The sequence below is a fragment of the Mesorhizobium sp. C120A genome (assembly GCF_030323105.1).
Classification (GTDB): domain Bacteria; phylum Pseudomonadota; class Alphaproteobacteria; order Rhizobiales; family Rhizobiaceae; genus Mesorhizobium.
Window position 1 is genome coordinate 3,287,926 of the sequence record NZ_CP100476.1, and the last position, 19,687, is coordinate 3,307,612.

At 60.0% G+C, this 19,687-nt stretch carries 6 protein-coding genes; 4 read left to right on the top strand and 2 right to left on the bottom strand.

The annotated features are described in order from the left end of the window. Nucleotides 1–2: 2 nt before the first annotated feature. Both NL532_RS15875 and NL532_RS15880 read right to left on the bottom strand, forming a co-directional pair. Nucleotides 3–1,043, bottom strand: a complete 1,041-nt coding sequence (locus tag NL532_RS15875; RefSeq protein ID WP_286488141.1) for a type I restriction enzyme HsdR N-terminal domain-containing protein — start codon at nucleotides 1,041–1,043, stop codon at nucleotides 3–5. A gap of 490 nt (nucleotides 1,044–1,533) precedes the next feature. Then, nucleotides 1,534–1,773, bottom strand: a complete 240-nt coding sequence (locus NL532_RS15880; RefSeq protein ID WP_155923880.1) for a hypothetical protein — start codon at nucleotides 1,771–1,773, stop codon at nucleotides 1,534–1,536. Between the two features lie 1,001 nt (nucleotides 1,774–2,774). Between NL532_RS15880 and NL532_RS15885 the strand changes: the two genes are divergently transcribed. From NL532_RS15885 to NL532_RS15900, 4 genes are all read left to right on the top strand, one after another. Next, a complete protein-coding gene (locus tag NL532_RS15885) occupies nucleotides 2,775–4,934 on the top strand; it encodes a type I secretion system permease/ATPase (protein ID WP_023829921.1) in 2,160 nt (719 codons plus the stop codon). Between the two features lie 3 nt (nucleotides 4,935–4,937). After that, the gene (locus NL532_RS15890; protein WP_023829922.1) at nucleotides 4,938–6,383 is read left to right on the top strand and encodes an HlyD family type I secretion periplasmic adaptor subunit; all 1,446 of its coding nucleotides are present in this window, start codon (nucleotides 4,938–4,940) and stop codon (nucleotides 6,381–6,383) included. Next, nucleotides 6,373–6,906 (top strand): GNAT family N-acetyltransferase, encoded by a 534-nt coding sequence (locus NL532_RS15895; protein ID WP_023829923.1) that lies wholly within the window; start codon nucleotides 6,373–6,375, stop codon nucleotides 6,904–6,906. Before NL532_RS15890 ends, NL532_RS15895 begins: the two co-directional genes overlap by 11 nt. A 1,410-nt stretch (nucleotides 6,907–8,316) precedes the next feature. Continuing rightward, nucleotides 8,317–19,635 (top strand): SPM autocatalytic domain-containing protein, encoded by an 11,319-nt coding sequence (locus NL532_RS15900; protein ID WP_286488142.1) that lies wholly within the window; start codon nucleotides 8,317–8,319, stop codon nucleotides 19,633–19,635. Nucleotides 19,636–19,687: the final 52 nt, after the last annotated feature.

The following is a 19,687-nucleotide window of genomic DNA, read 5'->3' on the forward strand; positions in this document are numbered from 1 at the left end:
CCTCAAATCGCTTTGCAAAGGATGTCGAAAACGCCGTAGCCGGAGTACTCAATGACGTCTGGCACAAACGCCAATTTCAACTTATACTCGATCGCAAATGTACCCATGAACCGCTCGCCGTTGATGAAGCCGACCGCCTCAGTCGACGCTGACCAGTCGAGGTCGACGGGGAGTTTCGTCGCAACCGTAGTCTGCCCTGGGATAGGGGGGATCAGTGTTCCTGCCGGAACACGAGCATCAAGATAGTTCTGAAAGATCGTGGGAGAATTCTTGTCCTTTGAAATGAACTGGTCGGCCGTCCGGAATGTGTAGCCCTCGACGCCGCCAAGACGGTTCAAGAGGTCCCAGAGTTCAGTTGGCCCGGCGAGTGTCAACCGGCCCTCAATAAACCCATCTGCGGTTCGGGAAACCTTGTCGCCTACGACGGTGGCTCGGGCGCCCCTGTAGTGTTCCGGAACAACAAATCGCGGATCCTTGGAAACATGGTCTTCGTAAGTGACGAAACCGCCGACCACCTGCATTTCTGAAGGCATCCCCTCCGCAAGCGGTTGTCCGACATCGGGCTTTGTCACGCGAGAAATCCTCTTGATGCCATCAGGCCCCAAAATGTTGCGAAGAGTGAGCATCTTTCCAGCCATTTCGGCATGCTGCCACTCCAGGTCGGGAGTATCGGGTCTGCTTGTGCGGTAGAGCCGGAAAGTCCGCCCATTGGTCACCACGAAGTATATTGCCGCGATCTCGGGGTGAGCGGCGTATGTGTGCGCCTGTTCTGCGACATCAATTGTGAGCTCGGTCTGGGGAGACTTAACTTCCAGCACCCACCGCCCAAATGACGTCACTTGGCAGATATAGTCAGCCCTACCTTCCACCGCGCGGTCTTTCCCGGGCTTCTTTCGACCAAGGAAATTGTAGCCATAGCGAAGGGTCTTCTCTGTAATGATGGTGTTTTGAGTGCCATGGCGATAGCCAAGATCATGTAGAAATGGCCGCACGATCTCTTCGCGCACGTCCGTTTCATTCATGCTGTCAAAGTCAGGATTCAATGGAATAGCCCCCGCTAATCTTTGAATACACTGGTCCGTATTGATGGCGTTTGCCAGAGCACATCAGCTCTTTCCACTGGCAAATCGTGTCTTTGTTCTCGGTCGCCCGCGACCTTCACGGTTCTATTCGCCAAAGATCGACATGCCCGTCGTACACTTTGAAATGGTATCGCCAGTAGAGGCTGGCGATGAACGTCAGAAAGCCCACCGTAATTGGGTGACTTGCAACCGCCTTCATTTCCTAACCATCACACGCACAGCCGGGCGCCTTGTGGCATCGCTTCTGTCTCGAGATGCAACTATCGCCGCATGCCTTGCCGGCCGAGCACGTTTTGCAGCAGCCCTCGACCGGGATGGTCGACCAAGGAACATCTGTTGAAGGGTCCGGGCGCCTGGTGATCAACGCCGGATCAGCCGGCATCAAAATGCCGGCGATCGCCAACGCGGCGATGATACGAAACATAAGTGCTCCCCTCCCAAGGAAGCAAGATCAAAGCATTGGAATCGTCCTGTGTCGAGGTATTGGCCCGCTCTTTGCCTTTTTACAGAATTCTTCGGTGCGGTTGTTTGACACGATGAACTTCATGATTTCTCGGGAGCGCACATCCGCCATCTGAGCCGCTGCGTCGACGCTGACCCTAAGCTCTGCTGCAGCAAGCATTACGAAGTGCACCAAGCTGCCCGGGCCGGTGCCGAAATTGATGTCGCAGATGTTCTCGGCGACGTTCATCTTCGCAGCGATCTCAATGTTAAGATTGTTTATTGTTCGCGCGTCGCCAGCGCTTACGTCTAGCTGCGAGGAAGCCAAAACCGATGCTAGCAGGGCCTTTGCCCATACTCGTTTCATTATGTGGTTCCCTGAATTCTAAGCAGTGCTCCGGCTACGCGTAGCGTCAATCCATGTTGCGTCTCATGTGGATTCGCCGACAGTCAGAGGAAACCGGTGGAAATCACCGGAAAGCGATTGCAACACGCGCGACGGGAAGTTGAGCGAAAATCGCGCTGTGGGTCGAGTAATAAGCTATTGATTATACACTATAACGTGATGGTAGCGGGAGACCGCTACGTCGTGAGACCCACTATCCAGGAGGCGTTCTTTTGCTATCGTCGACATGCGGCGTGACAGCAAGTCGGAGCAATTTGTCCGAGGTAGTAGGGCGGGTCGTCCATAAAATCAGATAGTTACGGAAGACCGTGTGCAAAAATCGCACACGAAAGCTCTGCTTCTCTTCTTTTTTCGTCCCCACGACGTAGCCGCCCACAGCCCCGCTTCGGACGCTCGTTTGCCGACGATCGACCGCTCCAATACGGATGTTCCGCGGGATATCCTGGGTCGGCCCCGGCGTCTAGTCTGCCCGTATTCTTGAAGGCTTTCCGCAGGTTCTAATCGACCATCCGACTAAGGCCCCCGCCCCACGGCCCTCCTGGGCTAACTGAAGAATTCCATAGTCGGCCCCACTGAACCTTCCGAGGCCACGCTGCAAGGGCTTGGTACATCGGACAGCGGCCTGTGTTCTGGGGACCGGGCCAACCACGCTGCTGTCGACTGCTGGCGCTGTAGTGCTGAATCATAGGCGGCACTGAAGACGTTCGCTCGGCGGGCAATGGTATCACATCGTTTCCAGCTAATATAAGGGATAGCCGAAAATTTTCTTCGCACGTTAGTTGCGCCCGATATTGAACTGTAGCAAAGATAAGAAAGGCAACATCCTCATACTTACCGGGGGGTAAGTGAATTCCGTGACGCCGATAGTCGTCGGGCTGGACAGCGGCGTCATTTGCTTGACGCTGATGACGCAGTATTTGCGTCAGCCGGCCGACCCCGACGCCATTCGCCACGACCTTGGTCTGGGCGAGCGGGTCGCCGACCGCGTCGACATCGTGCGGGCGGCAAAGCGGCTGAAGCTTAAGGCCAGGATCGCCAGGCCGTCGCCAAAGCGGCTGGACCGGCTGCCGCTGCCGGCGATCATCGAAAAGACCGATGGCAGCTTCGCCATTCTGGCGGCACTGTCGCCCGGCAAGGTCTTGCTCCAGGATCCGCATACGGGAGCGCCGCAGGAACTGGGGCGGGCCGACTTCGAGGCGCTGTGGAGCGGCTATGTCGTCCTCGTCACCAGCCGCGCCTTCGCGCAAGGGTTTTCGCGCCGTTTCGATTTCTCCTGGTTCATTCCCGAAATCATCCGCTACCGCTGGATTTTCGCCGAGGTATTGCTCGCCTCGTTCTTCGTGCAACTGCTCGGCCTGATCTCGCCAATCTTCTTCCAGCTGGTGATCGACAAGGTGCTGGTCCACAACGGGATGACAACGCTGGAGGTGTTGATCATCGGCCTGTCGGCGGTGTCGATGTTCGAGGTGCTGCTCACCGGGCTTCGCACCTACACCACCATCCACACCACCAGCCGCATCGACGTGGCGCTGGGCGCCAAGCTGTTCCACCATCTGCTTGGCCTGCCGATCGCCTATTTCGAAGCCAGGCAGACCGGCCAGACCGTGGCGCGCGTGCATGAGCTGGAAAACATCCGCGCCTTCCTCACCGGCTCGGCGCTCACGGTTTTGCTCGACGTGCTGTTCCTGTTCGTCTTCCTCGCCGTCATGTATCTCTACAGCCCGTGGCTGACGCTGATCGTCATCTGTTCGATCCCGGCTTACGTCATCCTGTCGATGGCGGTGACGCCGGAGTTTCGCCGCCGCATCGAGGAAAAGTTCAACCGCGGCGCCGAGAACCAGACGTTTCTGGTCGAGTCCATCGTCGGTGTCGAAACGCTGAAGGCGATGGCGGTGGAGCCGCAGATGCAGCGCCGCTGGGAGGACCAGCTCGCCGGCTATGTCGGCGCCGGCTTCCGTACCGCCAGGCTCGCCAACTTCGCCTCCAATACTGCCCAACTCATATCCAAGGCGGTGATTGTCGCCACCATGTGGTTCGGCGCGCGCGCCGTAGTGTCAGGCGACATGACGGTCGGCCAGCTGGTCGCCTTCAACATCATGGCAGGGCGTGTTTCCGGCCCGGTGCTGCGGCTGGCGCAGCTGTGGCAGGATTTGCAGCAGGTGCGCATTTCCGTCGACCGTCTGGGCGACATCCTCAACGCGCCGGTCGAGATAGCAGGCGGCGGCGGACAGGGCTCGCTGCGCAAGATATCGGGCCATGCCGCCTTCGATCACGTCACGTTTCGGTACCGGCCGGGCGAGCGCGAGATCTTGAGCGACGTCTCGTTCCAGACCACGCCCGGCGAGATCATCGGCATTGTCGGTCCGTCCGGCTCCGGCAAGAGCACGGTGGCCAAGCTGTTGCAGCGGCTGCATGTGCCGGAGCGCGGCCGCGTGCTGATCGACGGTGTCGACCTGGCGCTGATCGATCCGCGCAGTCTGCGCCGCCAGATCGGCGTCGTGCTGCAGGAAAACATCCTTTTCCGCCGCACCGTGCGCGAGAACATCGCGCTGGCCGACCCGGCGCTGCCGCTGGAGCGGGTGATCCAGGCGGCAAAGCTGTCGGGTGCGCACGACTTCATCCTGCAGCTCAAATCCGGCTACGACACGGTGCTGGAAGAGCGCGGCTCCAACCTTTCCGGCGGTCAGCGCCAGCGCATCGCCATTGCCCGCGCACTCGTCACCAATCCGCGCATCCTGTTGTTCGACGAGGCGACGAGCGCGCTCGACTACGAGTCCGAATATGTTATCCAGCAGAACATGCGGCTGATGGCCAAGGGCCGCACCGTGTTCATCATCGCGCACCGGCTGGCGGCCCTGCGCGACGCCACCCGCATCATCACCATCGAGGCCGGCCGCATCACCGAGCAGGGCACGCATGACGAGCTGCTGCTGCTCAACGGCCGCTATGCCCAGCTCTACCGGCTGCAGGCCCAGCAGCGCCCGGCAGCCGAGGCGGCGGAGTAGGCGATGGGCCGCTATTGGCAAGCCATCAGGGAAGGCGTGGCCCGCGAGGCGGGAGACAAGCGCCGCCCCACGCTCAACCGCGACGAGCGCGCCTTCCAGGCAGCGGCGATCGAGATACTGGAAACACCGGCCTCGCCGGCCGCGCGCATCTTCTCGGCGCTGATCATGCTGTTTGCCGTCGCAGCACTTGCCTGGTCGTGGTTTGGCCGCATCGACACCTACGCCGTGATCCAGGGCAAGCTGATCCCGATCGGTAAGGTGCAGGTGATCGAGCCGCTGATCACCGGCACGGTCAAGGCGCTGCATGTCAAAGCGGGCGACCATGTCGCGGCGGGCGACGTGCTGGTCGAGCTGGAGCCGGCCGAATACGCCGCCGAGCGGCAGAAGAACGCCGGCAACCTCGCCGCGGCCGAAGTGTCCAAGGCGCGGCTGGAGGCGCTGGTCGAGGCGGTGGCCGACGGCACGCCGGCGACGGAATCTGCGTTTGTCGTGCCGGCAAATGCGCCGGCGCCGCTTGTCGCGCTGCAGCGCCTGCAGATGCACCAGTCGCTTGCCGCCTACCAGTCGGAGCAGGAAAGCCTCGAAGCCGAGATGGCGCAGAAGCGCATCGAGATCGAGCGCGCCGACAAGACGCTGGTCGAGCGGCGCAAGCTGGTCGCGCTCGCCGGCGACCGGCTGGATGTCTACAAGGAACTGGAGAAGCGCAAGGTCGGCATCAAGACCAGCACGATCGAGGCGCGGCAGGGCGAGCAGGACCAGTTGATGGCGACGGTGGCCGATGAGGGCCACATCGCCGAACTCGAAGCGACGCTCAGAACGCTCGCCGCGCAAAAGCGCGCCCGCCGCGACGCCTATCTCGACAAGGTCGCCACCGAGCTGATCGAGGTCGACCGCTCGATCGGCGTGCTTCAACAGGATCTTGCCAAGGCCGAACTGTTCGAACGCGCAAGCCGGCTGAAATCGCCGGTCGCCGGCCGCATCCAGCAGCTGGAGGTCAACACGCTTGGCGAAGTGGTGCAGACCGGCCAGAAGCTGATGGTGGTGGTGCCCGACGGCACGAAGCTCGAGATCGAGGCGATGCTGCTCAACCGCGACAAGGGTTTTGTGCATGAGGGGCAGGACGTCAGGGTGAAGCTGGAAGCCTTCCCCTTCACCCGCTACGGCACGCTCGACGGCAAGGTGCTGACCGTCTCCAACGACGCCATCCCCGCCGGCGCGCCGCAGATGCCGGCGGCCAGCGCCGACATAGCTCGTGACGCCTCCGGCCCGCTGGTGTTTCCGGTGCGCATTACGCTCAACGAGACGTCGATAAGGGTCGAGGGCAACGACGTGCTGCTGACGCCGGGCATGTCGGTGACGGCGGAGGTCAAGACCGGCAACAAACGGGTGCTGGAGTATCTGCTCGATCCGCTGATGGAAATGACGGACGAGGCGTTTCATGAGCGGTGAGGCGGAGACTTTGAAGCAAGCCGAAGGCGCAAAGCGGAGCCCTAAGCCGAGCATCGTTCATGTGCGGCTGCCTGAAGATGGAGACTGGGCGGCGGTACGGTCCCTTGTTCGCCAATTTCATCAGCGAACCATCTTTGCCGCTTTCCCGTTTTCCGAGAGCAAGTTCGACGAGCTTGAAAAGCAGGTCAGGAGTTCGCCGCCCAACGAGTGCGTGATCGTGGCCGAGGCAAGGGGCGAACTGGTCGGCCTGGCATGGTTTTCGGCCGGCGAATACATAATCGGCGAAGGCGGATTGATGACCACGACACACCTCATCGCCGTCGACACGCAACGCTGCAGCCGCTTCCTGTCGGCCAAAGTGTTCACGCGTCTGGTGCGCGGCATCGTGCTGTGGTCGAAAAGCCGCAACGCCAAGCACGTCCTTATCCATGTCACAACGGGCACGGCGATCAAGGAGACGGACCGCCTGTTGCGAGCCGGTGGTGCGAGGGTGCTGGGAGGTGGATATGTCATTGATGTGTAGCGCAAAAGACTGCGGGGGGCTGTCCGCCCCGTGCGTCGATGCAAGAATCCTCGAGAGTATAAGTCCGATCTATTGACTTGAGGTCGCATCGGGCCTTAGCCTGTACATGACAACGTCGCGCACTTAAGTCTCTCGGGAGGAGGAGACTTGGTTTATACGGCGCATTGGAGCTATCTGATGTATATCCGGCTAGCGGACGTTTCGTGTTTATCCATGGGCAGGGGGGGATGATGCGCGAGTCCCGGGGTGGTTGTTGCCAATGCGTTTTGTATTGAACGAGACATCGATCCATTTGGCGGGGCGAGATCTGCTGAGGTCTGTATCAGGGAAGGTCGAGGCTAAGACTGGCTGCCTGCGGTGGGTGCTGGACTTTCTGCTCGATCGCCATTGGCGATCGAGCATTCCATAAGCGGTGAACGTTGTAATTGCGTTTGGCCTGATCCACGTTTGTGACAGTGCGGCACTGTCGAATGGCGGCCGAAGCATCGTGCTATCTCGACTGAGGGGCTTCCCATGTTCGTTTGGGTTTCAGTCGAGTTTCAATCAAACGGACACGCGAGGGCTGCGGCTCTTGTTTGGCATCCATCTAATTCTGATCGTATCAGCTAGAGCAGGAAATTTTGCACAGATCATGACAAGAAAATCTAACGGCATAATGGTATTACTATTCATGTTGTGTATGGCTGTTAGCATGACTATTTCTGTGCTAAAATTGTACGAATCTCAATACTCAGACTGGTATAAACTTATATTTTACACCTCTGGATTCACTGCAATTGCCATTTTTCCTTTCAGTATAGGGAGCTTTCTCATTTCCGTCGCGTCGAGGTTTTTATTAAAAGATGCATCTTACAGACACATATTAATGAATAGCCCTATTTATAGGTTAATATGGAAAGAAATAAGGACAAAATACGAAAATGAAAGTTGAACGAATTAAATCTGGCGGAGGCATCTATGGCAGAGAAGACATTTAAGTCCTTTCAGGCACAAGAATTTGGTTTTTACGCGCAGGGATTAACTGTTGGGCTTAGTGTAGGATATAATGCTAACAGCGGGCTGTCCGTTAGCGCAATCCACTCCGTGTCTGCTGGTGTAGCTGCGTATTCTTCCGTTGGATTCACTGTTGGGTTTACGAGCGGGCTCCATTTTCAAAAAAATGTTGGCGTCGGTTTTGGTGTCCCGACTGGAGCGCCTTCCCCTGTCGATGTGGGAGGATTTTACAATTTTGTTGACAAGAGCGTCACTGGACAAATCGGACTCGGTCTACCTGACTACGCCACGATAGGATTTTACGGCATAGCCAAAGAAGAAGATATACCGTACGCGCCTGAGGTTCCAGCGGCGCGCGTTTCGTCGGCGCTATTGATTGATCGTAGTCCTACCGTGCCACTTGGGTATGAGACTAATATGCTTGACGCTTTGTCGGTGGTTCCGGGAGGCTATAACGTTGTTGGGCAGGGTTTACTAGATCGGTACAACGCTTCAAATGCGGCGCGTGCTGCAAATGCGGCAAAAGCCGAAGCGCAAGCTGCACATAGTCTGGACGCGCGCGATGATGCGGCTGCCGCGCGTGCAGCGGGCATCGCGGCCACCACCAACGTTTCCGGCTTTGCGAGTTACAGGGGCGAAGCCGCTATCAGCGAGGCGTCGCGGCGCGCGGCTGCGAGCGTTGCCGCCACGAGCAACGTTTCCGGCTTCGCGGGCTACAGGGGCGAAGCCGCGATCAGCGAGGCGTCGCAGCGCGCGGCAGCGGGCGTTGCCGCCACGACCAACGTTTCCGGCTTCGCGGGCTACAGGGGCGAGGCCGCTATCGGCGAAGCGTCGCAGCGCGCCGCAGCGGGCGTTGCCGCCACGACCAACGCTTCCGGCTTCGCGGGCTACAGGGGCGAGGCCGCTATCGGCGAGGCGTCGCAGCGCGCGGCAGCGGGCGTTGCCGCCACGACCAACGTTTCCGGCTTCGCGGGCTACAGGGGCGAGGCCGCTATCGGCGAAGCGTCGCGGCGTGACGCCCTAGGCCAACAGGCAGCCTTGGGTCGCGTACACGACGCGCGCGAGGACCGGGATGCAGCGCGAATGGCGGCTGACGACCGTGACGCGCGGGCGCCGGATAGAGTGGCCACACCTGGCACTTCTGCCAAACCGACTTACAGTCCGACGCCCCACAAAGTTAGTTATGAGCCCCCGGCGTATTCTCCGTATTCTCCTGATTTTCTTGGAGGTGTGCCGCTTGGAACGATAGCCTATACGCCAACCCCGGTTGTTGATCTGGCGACCGGGGTGCTTGCTATGCCGACTCCGGACTATACTCCAGTTACACCGACCACAATTCTCAATTACATCTATACTCCATCTGCTGTGGCGAAGCCTCGCGCAAAGCGCGCGCCTGCCACAAAACCGGCCGCACGCCGTGTGGCCCCTCCCATAGTTGCCCCTGCACTGATTTACGTCCCCGGCATGGGCTACACAGACCGCTCCGCCCCGATTGACAAAGTCGGCGCGGTTGCTCAGCAGGCATTGGCGGATGGATTGTCGCCTGCGGCAGCTCGGGCGAAGGCTCTAACATACGCAGCTCAGCAAAATTATAATGTAAACGACCCGAACTTGAACAAGCGGGTTACCAATGTAACTGGCGTAGGCAAGTCCGATCATACGAGCAATGCGAGCCCCGGCGGCAAAGGAAGCGGCGTTGATAACTCCGGTGGCTATAATACCACTGGCAATGACCGTCACGGCAATTACAGCAGCAGCGCAGCCAGCCACGCCGGGGCGGGTGGCCGAGCCGGCAAACCCGTTCTGCTCGATCTGTCCGGCAATGGTCTGTCTGTCGACACGCTTTCGACCTCCTCGCAGTTCCTCGATCTCGATGGTGATGGCTATCAGCACCGCACTGCCTGGGCGGGCGACGGGAATGGTGTGCTGGTGCTCGACGCCGATGGCGACGGCAAGGTCAGCCGCTCCAGCGAATTTGCCTTCACTGAATGGGACCCCACGGCGGCGAGCGATCTCGACGCGCTGAAGAGCGTCTTCGACACCAATCACAACGGCCTGCTCGACGCCGGCGACGCCCGCTGGTCGGATTTCAAGGTGGTGGTCAATGGCCAGCTTGTCTCGCTGGCTTCGCTGGGCATTGCCTCGATCGGGCTGACGGCGACCGGCAGCGGCCAGAATTTTGCCGATGGCTCGTCCATCACCGGTACGGCGACCTATACGAAGACTGATGGCAGCACGGGCGCTGTCGGCAATGCCATTCTGGCGTCGGACGCCAATGGCTACATCCTCCAGAGCACCACCGTCACCAATGGCGACGGCTCGAAGACCACCACGCTTGGCGGCTATGACAAGGACGGCACGCTGGCGTTCCGGAACCGCATCACGGTGAGCGCCGATGGCCTGTCGAAAACGACGCAGTTCGACAATGACGGCAACGGCACCTATGAGACCTCGCAGACCGATGTCACGACCGTTACGGCGGGCGTGCGGCAGCGCGTCGTCACCGATTTCAACACCGACGGTTCGGTCGCTGAGCGCACGACAACGACAACCAGCGCCGACAAGATGACGGTGACGACTGCGCTCGACCAGGATGGCGACGGCACCGCCGACCAGACGCAAGTCTATGTCAGGAGTGCCAACGGCTCGACGGGAACCACGGTTTCAGAAAACAGCGTTAACGGCACTTTGCTTCGCAAGGTGGTGACATCGGCGTCGGCCGATGGCCTCACCAAGACAGTGCAGAGCGATTCCACCGGTAGCGGCGTTTTTGATCTGACCAGTACCGAGACAACGGTTATTGCCGGCGACGGCACGCGCACCAAGACAGTTGCTGAAACCAGCAGCGGCGGTACGCTCATCGACAAGGAGCAGACCGTCACCAGCGCCGATGGCCGCACACGCACTGTCTCGCACGACCGCGACGGCAGCGGCACCTATGAAACCCGAGATGTCACCGCCATCACTAATGGCGCTGGTGGCGCTTCGGTCACCACGGTTTCCACCTACAGTTCGACCAATGCGCTGCTCGGCAAGACGGTCGTTACCACCACCGCCGACGGCCTGAGCAAGACGGCCTCGACCGATCTCAATGGCGATGCGCTGAATGACAGCGTCTCGTCGGATGTGACGGTGGTTGGCAGCGGCGGCAGCCTGGCGCAAACGCAGCAGGTCAAAGGCCGCGACGGCACCTTGCTGTCCAGCACCATCACCAACACGAGCGCCGACCGCAAGACGATCTCCATCGTTTCGGATGCTGATGGCGATGGCCACAACGATGCCGTCAAGACCATCGAGGTCGATGGCGCCGGCGTAACCACGTCAATCGTCAGCATGTACAATGCGGATGGTTCGCTGGTCGGCAAGACCTTCGATCAGGTCTCGGCTGATGGCCTGTCGCTGACCAGCAAGGCCGATATAGACGGCGACGGAACCTACGACAAGGTCGTCACCGACGTAACGACCACAGATGGTTCCGGCAATCGCACGCGCACCGTCACGACCAGGAGCGCCAATGGCACGTTGATCGGCAGTTCGGCCATCACCACCAGCGCCGACAGCCTGACGCAGACGACGAAGGACGACATCAACGCCGACGGCATCGTCGACCGCACCACGGTGCAGGCCACGGTGCTTGGCGGCGATGGTAGCCGCACGGTGACCGCGACGACGACCAGCACCAGCGGCGCTGTTCTGGCCAAGACCGAGGCGAAGACAAGCGCCGACCGGAAGACGGTCACCACCAAGATCGATGCCGATGGCGACACCAAGATTGACCGCACGCAGATTGCCACCACCAACAGCGATGGCAGTCAGATCGTCACCATGTCCGACACCGACAGCAACGGCGTGCAGCACGCCAAGTCGGAAACGACGGTTTCCGCCGATGGCCTGACCGTAATCGACAAGCAGGACGTCAATGGCGACGGCGTCTACGACGATATCACTCAGGCCGTCACCGTCATCGGGTCGAATGGCACCCGCACCACGACAACGTCGGAGACGTCAAGCAACGGCACGCTGGTGTCGAAGACGATCGGCGCCGCTTCGGCAAATGGTCTGGTCGTCGATATCCAGGTCGATTCCGATGGGAATGGCACCGTCGATGGCAAGGCGAACGACACCACCGTGCTCAATGCCGACGGCTCGAGGACACGCACCGTGTCGTCGCTGGCCGGCAACGGCGCCCTGATCGGCAAAACAACCACCACCACCAGCGCCGACGGCCTGACCAAGACGGTCTCGACCGACCTGAATGGCGATGGACTGTATGATATCGTCTCTTCGGATATGACGGTTATCGGCGCCAGCGGCAGCACGTCGCAAACCCAGCAGCTCAAAAGCCGCGACGGCACGTTGCTGTCCAGCGCAACCGCCAGCACCAGTGCTGACCGCAACACCGTTTCGATCTCCACCGACGCTGATGGCGACGGTCACGTCGATACGCTCAAGACCATCGTGGTCGGCAGCGATGGCGTCACGCGATCGACCGTCAACATGTTCAATGCCAACGGCTCGCTCAGGGGCAAGCAGGTCGACGTGATTTCTGACGATCGCCTTTCGCGGAGCAGCTATGTCGACCTCGACGGCGACGAGAACGCCACCCAGTCGGGTAACTATGAGGTGACGACAAACGATGTGACGACACTGGATGCGTCCGGCAACCGGACGCGCACCGTGTCGGCTTTCGATGTCGCCGGCGCGGCGGTCGCAAAGACGGCCACGACGACGAGCGCAGATGGCCTGGCCCAGACGGTGCGCGAGTATATCGACAATGATCTAACAGCGGACCGAACAACGGTGAGGGCGACCGTGCTTGGGGCGGATGGCAGCCGTACGGTCACGGCCACGGAAACCAGCGCCAATGGCGCCCTGCTTGCCAAGACCGAAGTGAAGATCAGCGCCGATCGCAAGACGGTAACGACCAAGATCGATGCCGACGGCGACACCAAGATCGACCAGACGCAAATCGATGTCGTCAATGCTGATGGCAGCATGGTTACCACCGTGTCCGACACCGACAGCAACGGCGTACAGCATGGCAAGCGGGAGACCACAATTTCGGCCGACGGCCTGACCGTGACCGACAAGCAAGACGCCAATGGCGACGGCGTCTATGATGCAATCAGCCAGGCTGTGACCGTTATCGGCGCAAACGGGACGCGCACGACGACCACCACCCAGACATCGGCCAATGGCACATTGCTGGCCAGGACCGTCTCCGCCGTATCGGCGAACGGCCTGAGCATCGACGTGCAGATCGACGCTGATGGCAACGGCATTGTCGAAGGCAGATCCAGCGACGTCGTTGTTCTCAATGCGGATGGTTCGAAAACCCGGACGGTCTCGGAGCTGACTGGCACCGGCGCGTTGGTCGACAAGACAACGACCACCACCAGCGCCAATGGGCAGGTGGTGACGGTGTCGACCGATCTCGATGGCGACGGACTTGTCGACATCGTGTCGTCCAATGTGAAGCTCCTCGGATCCGGCGGCAGCACGAGTGAGACGCTGCAGGTGAAAACCCGTGATGGTTCGCTGCTGTCTTCCTCCACCACCAGCACTAGTGCCGACCACAGGACGATTACGGTCGCCACCGATGCTGATGGCGATGGCCATCTGGATTCTGTCAAGACCATCGTCGTCGATGGCGCGGGCGTCACGACATCGACCACCAGCCTGTTCAATCCGGACGGCTCGCTTGTCGGCAAAACCCTCGACCAGATCTCGCCCAGCGGCGCGTCAGTGACCAGCAAGACGGATCTGGACGGAGATGGCATTTATGACGTCGTGGTCACCGATGTGACGGCATATAACGCCAATCATACGCGCACACTGACGACAAGGAGTGCTAACGGTACGCTGATCGCCAGCACCACGACTGTGGCCAGCGCCAACGGACTGACCAAAACAGCGGCTGACGACATCGATGGCGATGGGTTGGCCGACCGCTCTACAACGACGGCGACCGTACTCGGTCCGGATGGCAGCACAACGGTCACCACATCGACCGCGGCCCGTAGCGGCGCACTGCTTGCCAAGGCGGAAGAAACGACCAGTGGCGACAGCAAGACGACCACGACCAAAATCGACTTCAATGGTGACACCAAGATCGACCAGACACAGATCGACGTGCTGAATGCCGACGGCAGCCAGGTCACCACCATATCCGACACGGATCGCAATGGCGTCCAGCATGCCAAATCGGAGACGACAATTTCGGCCGACGGCCTGACAGTAACCGACAAGCAGGATGTCGATGGCGACGGCGTCTACGATTCGATCACCCAGGCGGTGACGGTCATTGCCTCGACGGGCACCCGCACCACGACGACGTCGGAGGCGTCAAACAACGGCACGCTGCTGTCGAAGACAATCGTCGCCAAATCCGCGAACGGATTGAGCACCGATGTCCAGGTCGATGCCGATGGCAACGGTACCGTCGAGAGCAAGTCCAGCGACGTCACCGTCCTCAGTGCGGATGGTTCGAGGACCAGGTCTGTCTCGGCGCTTGGTGGCACAGGCGCCTTGATTGGCAAGACCGTTGTAACGACTGCCGCCAATGCCCTGTCGTCGTCAACCCAGGTCGATAGTGATGGCAACGGCAGCATCGACCGGACCACGATCGCTGCCTCGGCTCTAGGGGCAGATGGGTCGAAGACAGACTCTACTCTGGTCAAGAATGCCAACAACGCCACAATTTCGACCGTAGTGCGGATCACCAGCGGGGACGGCAACACGATCAACACCGCAACCGACCTCAACGGCAACGGAACCACCGACGAAACCAGCCTGATCGTCCTCAACGCCAATGGCTCCACCACACAGACTGACCGCACCTATGCAGTCGGCATTCTGACCTCATCGGCAACGCTGACAATCAGTGCCAATGGTTTGTCCAGCACGCTGGCAGCCGATCTCGACGGCAACGGCACGATCGACCAGTCCACCATCGATGTCGTCGTGCTTAACGCCGACGGCAGCAAGACCGAGACCATCACGGATATCGACGCTGCCGGCGCCGTGAAAGACAGGACCATCGTCGTCACCAGCGCCAATGGTCTCTCGAAGACAGTGACCTGGGCAGGTGCCGGCACGACCACCAGCCGCTCCAAGACCGACGTCACCGTGCTCAACGCCAATGGCAGCACGACCGAGACTGTCGACTACAAGAAGGCGAACGGTTCGCTTGAAAGCCGGACTGTCACCACGGTGAGCTCCGACAAACTGACGACGACGGTTACCAGGGACGTGAACGGGGATGGCGCGGTCGATCTGACGACCACTTCTGTCGAGGCTGCAGACGGCAGCGTGACGATAACGACAATCGGGCCGGACACGACGACCAATGCGTTTGGGACCGGCGCCTACACGACGGCGCCGTCCACCACTAGCAAGACGACAACGATCAGCGCCGACGGGTTGAGCACCGTAACACAATACGGGTCGACCTCAGTCGACTACATGCCGCTGGCCTCGGACAAGACCACCAGTGATACAGCAATCGGGATCGACGGATCGACGATCCAGACGATCAAAACCTATCAAGCGGGTTCAGGGTGGATGGGCCAACCTCTTCCGCTTGTTCTGAGCGACCAGACCAAAGTAACGACCGCCGGGAACAGGCTTTCGGTGACCAAAGAGTGGGACTTGAACGGTGATGCAACCTACGACCGAAAGGAAACTGACGTCGCGGTTTTGAACGCCGATGGTTCAACGGTTTCTACCGTCAGCAAATTCGAGGGTGCCACGCTGGCCAGCACCTTGGTCACGACGGCGAGCGCCAACGGTCTGTCGGTCACGACGAACTGGGACATTTTCGGAGCAGATCCGTTCAGCCAGGATGCGACCGATGTGACCACGGTCAATGCCGACGGCACGAAGACGCGCACCGTCACCAACCTCAAGGCCGATGGTTCGCTGCTCTCCAAATTTGTCACCTCGACAGGTGTCGATGGGAGGGTTGCGACCACCCAGGAAGACATCGACGGCGTGGTTGGCTTCGATCGCACCACGATAGATGACGTCAGGAAAATGGCCGATGGAGGAATTGTCGAAACCGTTAGCAGGCTCACCACCGCGGGAGTGCTGCTGGACCGCGAGATCACGACGACGAGCGGCGATGGCAGGACGATTACGACCAGCCGCGATGCGGATGGAGACGGCACCGTCGATCAGACGGAGGTCACGACGAAGGCAGTCGACGGCTCGGCAACGACCACAATCACCGATTTCAGCGCGGCAAATCACAAGACGAGCATAACCAAGATCTCGACCAGCGCGGACGGATTGCTGACGACATCGGAGTGGGATTTCGATGGCAACGGAACCGTTGACCAGAAACGCCAGGTGAATCGCGCCAATCTTGGAAATGGCATAGCCGAGACCAAGACCATCGATGTGGTCACGCCTGCCAATACGTTCATCAACAAGACGACGACCTATGCCAGTGAGGATGGCCGCACTAGTTGGACTGGCGTGGACTATGACGCCACCGGCGGCGGCTTCGACAATCTGCACAGCACGATTGTTGCGGCGGACGGATCCATGACGGACGGCTTTTACAACAGGCGAAACGACGTCGCTTTTCTTATTACGGGCGTCGTCTACTACAAGCAGGCAATCGCCAAGCAGATTATCGTTCAGACCAGCGCGGATGGGCTGACGACGAAATATTACTACGACTACAATGAAAGCGGCGCCAGTCCGGTAAACGTGGCCGCTCCAAATGTCGCGGGCTACGAAACCACCGCTATTTCGCATCAGCAAATCGATGGCTCGGTCGTCACTGAGATTCTGGACCATACGCAATGGAACGGAGCTGTCACCGGCAAGGGCACCATCACCGTCAGTGCTGACGGCCTGACCACAACGCTGCTCAAGGACGCCGATAACAACGGCACCTATGAACACCGGGAAACGGCTGTCACCCGCATCGACGGATCGATCCGCAAGGTCGTCACCGACTACAACGCCAGCGGCGTCGTTACGCAGACCGTGACCACGGATGTCAGCGCCGATGGCCAATCGACCTCGGTGGTAACGGCGAACGCCACCACCGGGACGGGCACCGTCACGGGTCCATCAGGCGTCCAGTTTATGGCGACCGGCACGACCAACGACACCATTACCGGCAGCGTCGGCGACGACTACATCCAGGGCGGTGCGGGCACTGACACGCTCAATGGCGGTGCGGGCGACGATCTTCTCGATGGCGGCACCGGCGCCGACACGATGAATGGCGGCGCGGGCAACGACACCTACATTGTCGACAATGTAGGTGATCAGGTTGTCGAGGCAGCGAGCCAAGGCACGGATACGGTGCTGAGTTCCGTCACCTACACGATCTCCGACGCGGATGTAGAGAATCTCACGTTGATCGGCACGGATGCCATCAATGGCACGGGCAATAACTCGGCCAACGTGCTGACCGGCAATTCCGCCAACAATATCCTCAATGGCGGAGCTGGCAATGACACGTTCTATGGTGGCGCGGGCCATGATGCCTTCGTTGGTGCTGCCGGCAATGACATTTTCTATGGCGGCACCGGAAATGACTATGAGAACGGCGGCGCCAACGACGACACGTATATCTTTCAACGTGGCGACGGCAGTGACACGATCGACGACGAAGACCATATCGCGACGTCCTTGCAATCCGATGTCAATGCAGCGTTAGCGCTAGGCGTCGACGCCAACCACACTGTCAACACATGGGTCGGCGGCTATTATTGGCAAACCAGCACGAGCCTCCTTCTGAAGCGCATCGAGACCGGCAGCGACACGTTGGTCCTGCAGGGCGTGGGCGCCGGCGATTTGTCGTTTTCCTGGACTGGTTCGGACAGCGGCAATCTCCTGATCAGCATCGCGGGTGGCCCCGCGGGCGACAGCATTAATCTCATTCAGCAGCGTTTCGCCGGTCATGTCGAAAAGCTGACGCTCGACGGCCTCAGCACCATGAATCTCAACGTGGCTGTGTCGGCGGGTGCCACCGTCAACGCCGGCACCGGCTCCAACATCATTTTCGGTCTATCCGGGAATGAGACGTTGATCGGCAACTCCGGAGCGGACAGGGTCTATGGCGGTGCTGGCAATGACGTTCTCGCGGGCGCTGCAGGAGACGACACACTCGTTGGCGGTCTTGGCAGCGACTTGATGGACGGCGGCGACGGCAGCGATCAGATGATCTTCCGCCGTGGCGATGGAGCCGACACGGTGATTGATTTCAACATGGTGGTAACAACCGCCCAAGCAGATAAAGATGCCGCGCAGGCGCTTGGCATCTATCAAGGCGGCATCATGGGCACCTGGATCGGGGGCTATGCCTGGGATACCGGCAGCAGCAGCTTGCTGAAGCTCGTCGCGTCGTCCGGGACCGACACACTGGTGCTCCAAGGCGGCATCAAGGCCGAGGATCTTTCCTTCTCCTGGATCGGGGCTACCAATGAAAATCTCTACATCACCATAGCGGGTGGCCCCGCGGGCGACGCCATACAGATCGCCGAGCAGGCCCTTTCCGTTTCGAAGATCGAAAAGATCACGCTCGACGGGCTCGGCACGATGAACCTAAACGTCGCCTCGGGCGCCGGCGCAACGCTCAATGCCGGCACCGGTTCCAACCTCATCTTCGGTCTCGGTGGCGGCGAACAGCTGTGGGGCAATTCCGGGACTGACGTCATTTACGGCGGCGCTGGTAACGATTCCCTCTTGGGAATGGATGGCGACGACACGCTGGTTGGAGGGGCCGGCAGCGACTATCAAAACGGTGTGGCCGGCAGCGACCGCTACGTGTTCCGGCGCGGTGACGGGAACGACACCATCGAAGACTTCAGCATGGTCGCAACGAGCGCGGCAGCCGACACCGCCGCGGCGCAAGCTTTGGGTGTTTCCCTCAACGGCGTCAACGGCTACACCAATACATGGATAGGGGGCTATCTCTGGCAAACGAGCACCAGCAGCCTGCTGAAACTGGTGGCATCTTCCGGCAGTGATACACTTGTCCTCGAAGGCGGTATCAAAGTCAGCGACATTGCCTTCTCTTGGACAGGCGTAGGCAACGATAACCTGCTCATGAGCATCGCCGGTGGGGACAGCATTCAGCTGAACCAGCAAAAGACCGATGCCGCCAAAATCGAAAAGATTTCCATTGAGGGTGTCGGCACGCTGAACCTTTTTGTCGCCGGTGCACTCGGCGCGACGGTCAACGGCAGCGGAGAGGCCGATATTATTTTCGGTCTCGCTGGCGGCAACGAAACGCTCAACGGCAATGCCGGCAACGATGTCTTTTACGGGCGCACCGGAAACGACAGCATGGTCGGCGGGACCGGCAACGACGTTTACAATTTTGGCGGGGGCGGAGGCGCAGACACGATCACCGAATCCGGCGCCTATAATGACAATGACGAGCTGGATTTCGGCACTGGCATCGACTGGAACGAGCTCTGGTTCAGCCAGCAGGGTAACAACCTGGTTGTCTCGGTGTTGGGCACAACCGACAAGGTGACAGTCAACGGCTGGTTCGCCGGTCCGGGAAATGTCGTCGAGACGATCAAATCGGGCGACGGCAAGGTGCTAAGCCATTCCGACGTGGCAACATTGGTCGCCGCCATGGCAAGCTTCGATCCGGCCACGTCGCCGACGGGGTCGGGTATCCAGCCCGGTGATCCGCGGCTCGGCGATCCGAACCAGATCGGTACCGTTGCGTCAGCTATGCAGCACTCCTGGATGGCAGCTTGAGACGCAGAGAGAGGTGTGTTGGTGCTTGGGGAGATATGTCGGTAAGGCACGC

What these genes read in the sequence shown, in the direction of transcription:
- NL532_RS15880 (WP_155923880.1), bottom strand. Translation starts at nt 1,773, where the DNA reads ATGAACGTCGCCGAGAACATCTGCGACATCAATTTCGGCACCGGCCCG.
- NL532_RS15890 (WP_023829922.1), top strand. Translation starts at nt 4,938, where the DNA reads ATGGGCCGCTATTGGCAAGCCATCAGGGAAGGCGTGGCCCGCGAGGCG.
- NL532_RS15895 (WP_023829923.1), top strand. Translation starts at nt 6,373, where the DNA reads ATGAGCGGTGAGGCGGAGACTTTGAAGCAAGCCGAAGGCGCAAAGCGG.
- NL532_RS15900 (WP_286488142.1), top strand. Translation starts at nt 8,317, where the DNA reads ATGCTTGACGCTTTGTCGGTGGTTCCGGGAGGCTATAACGTTGTTGGG.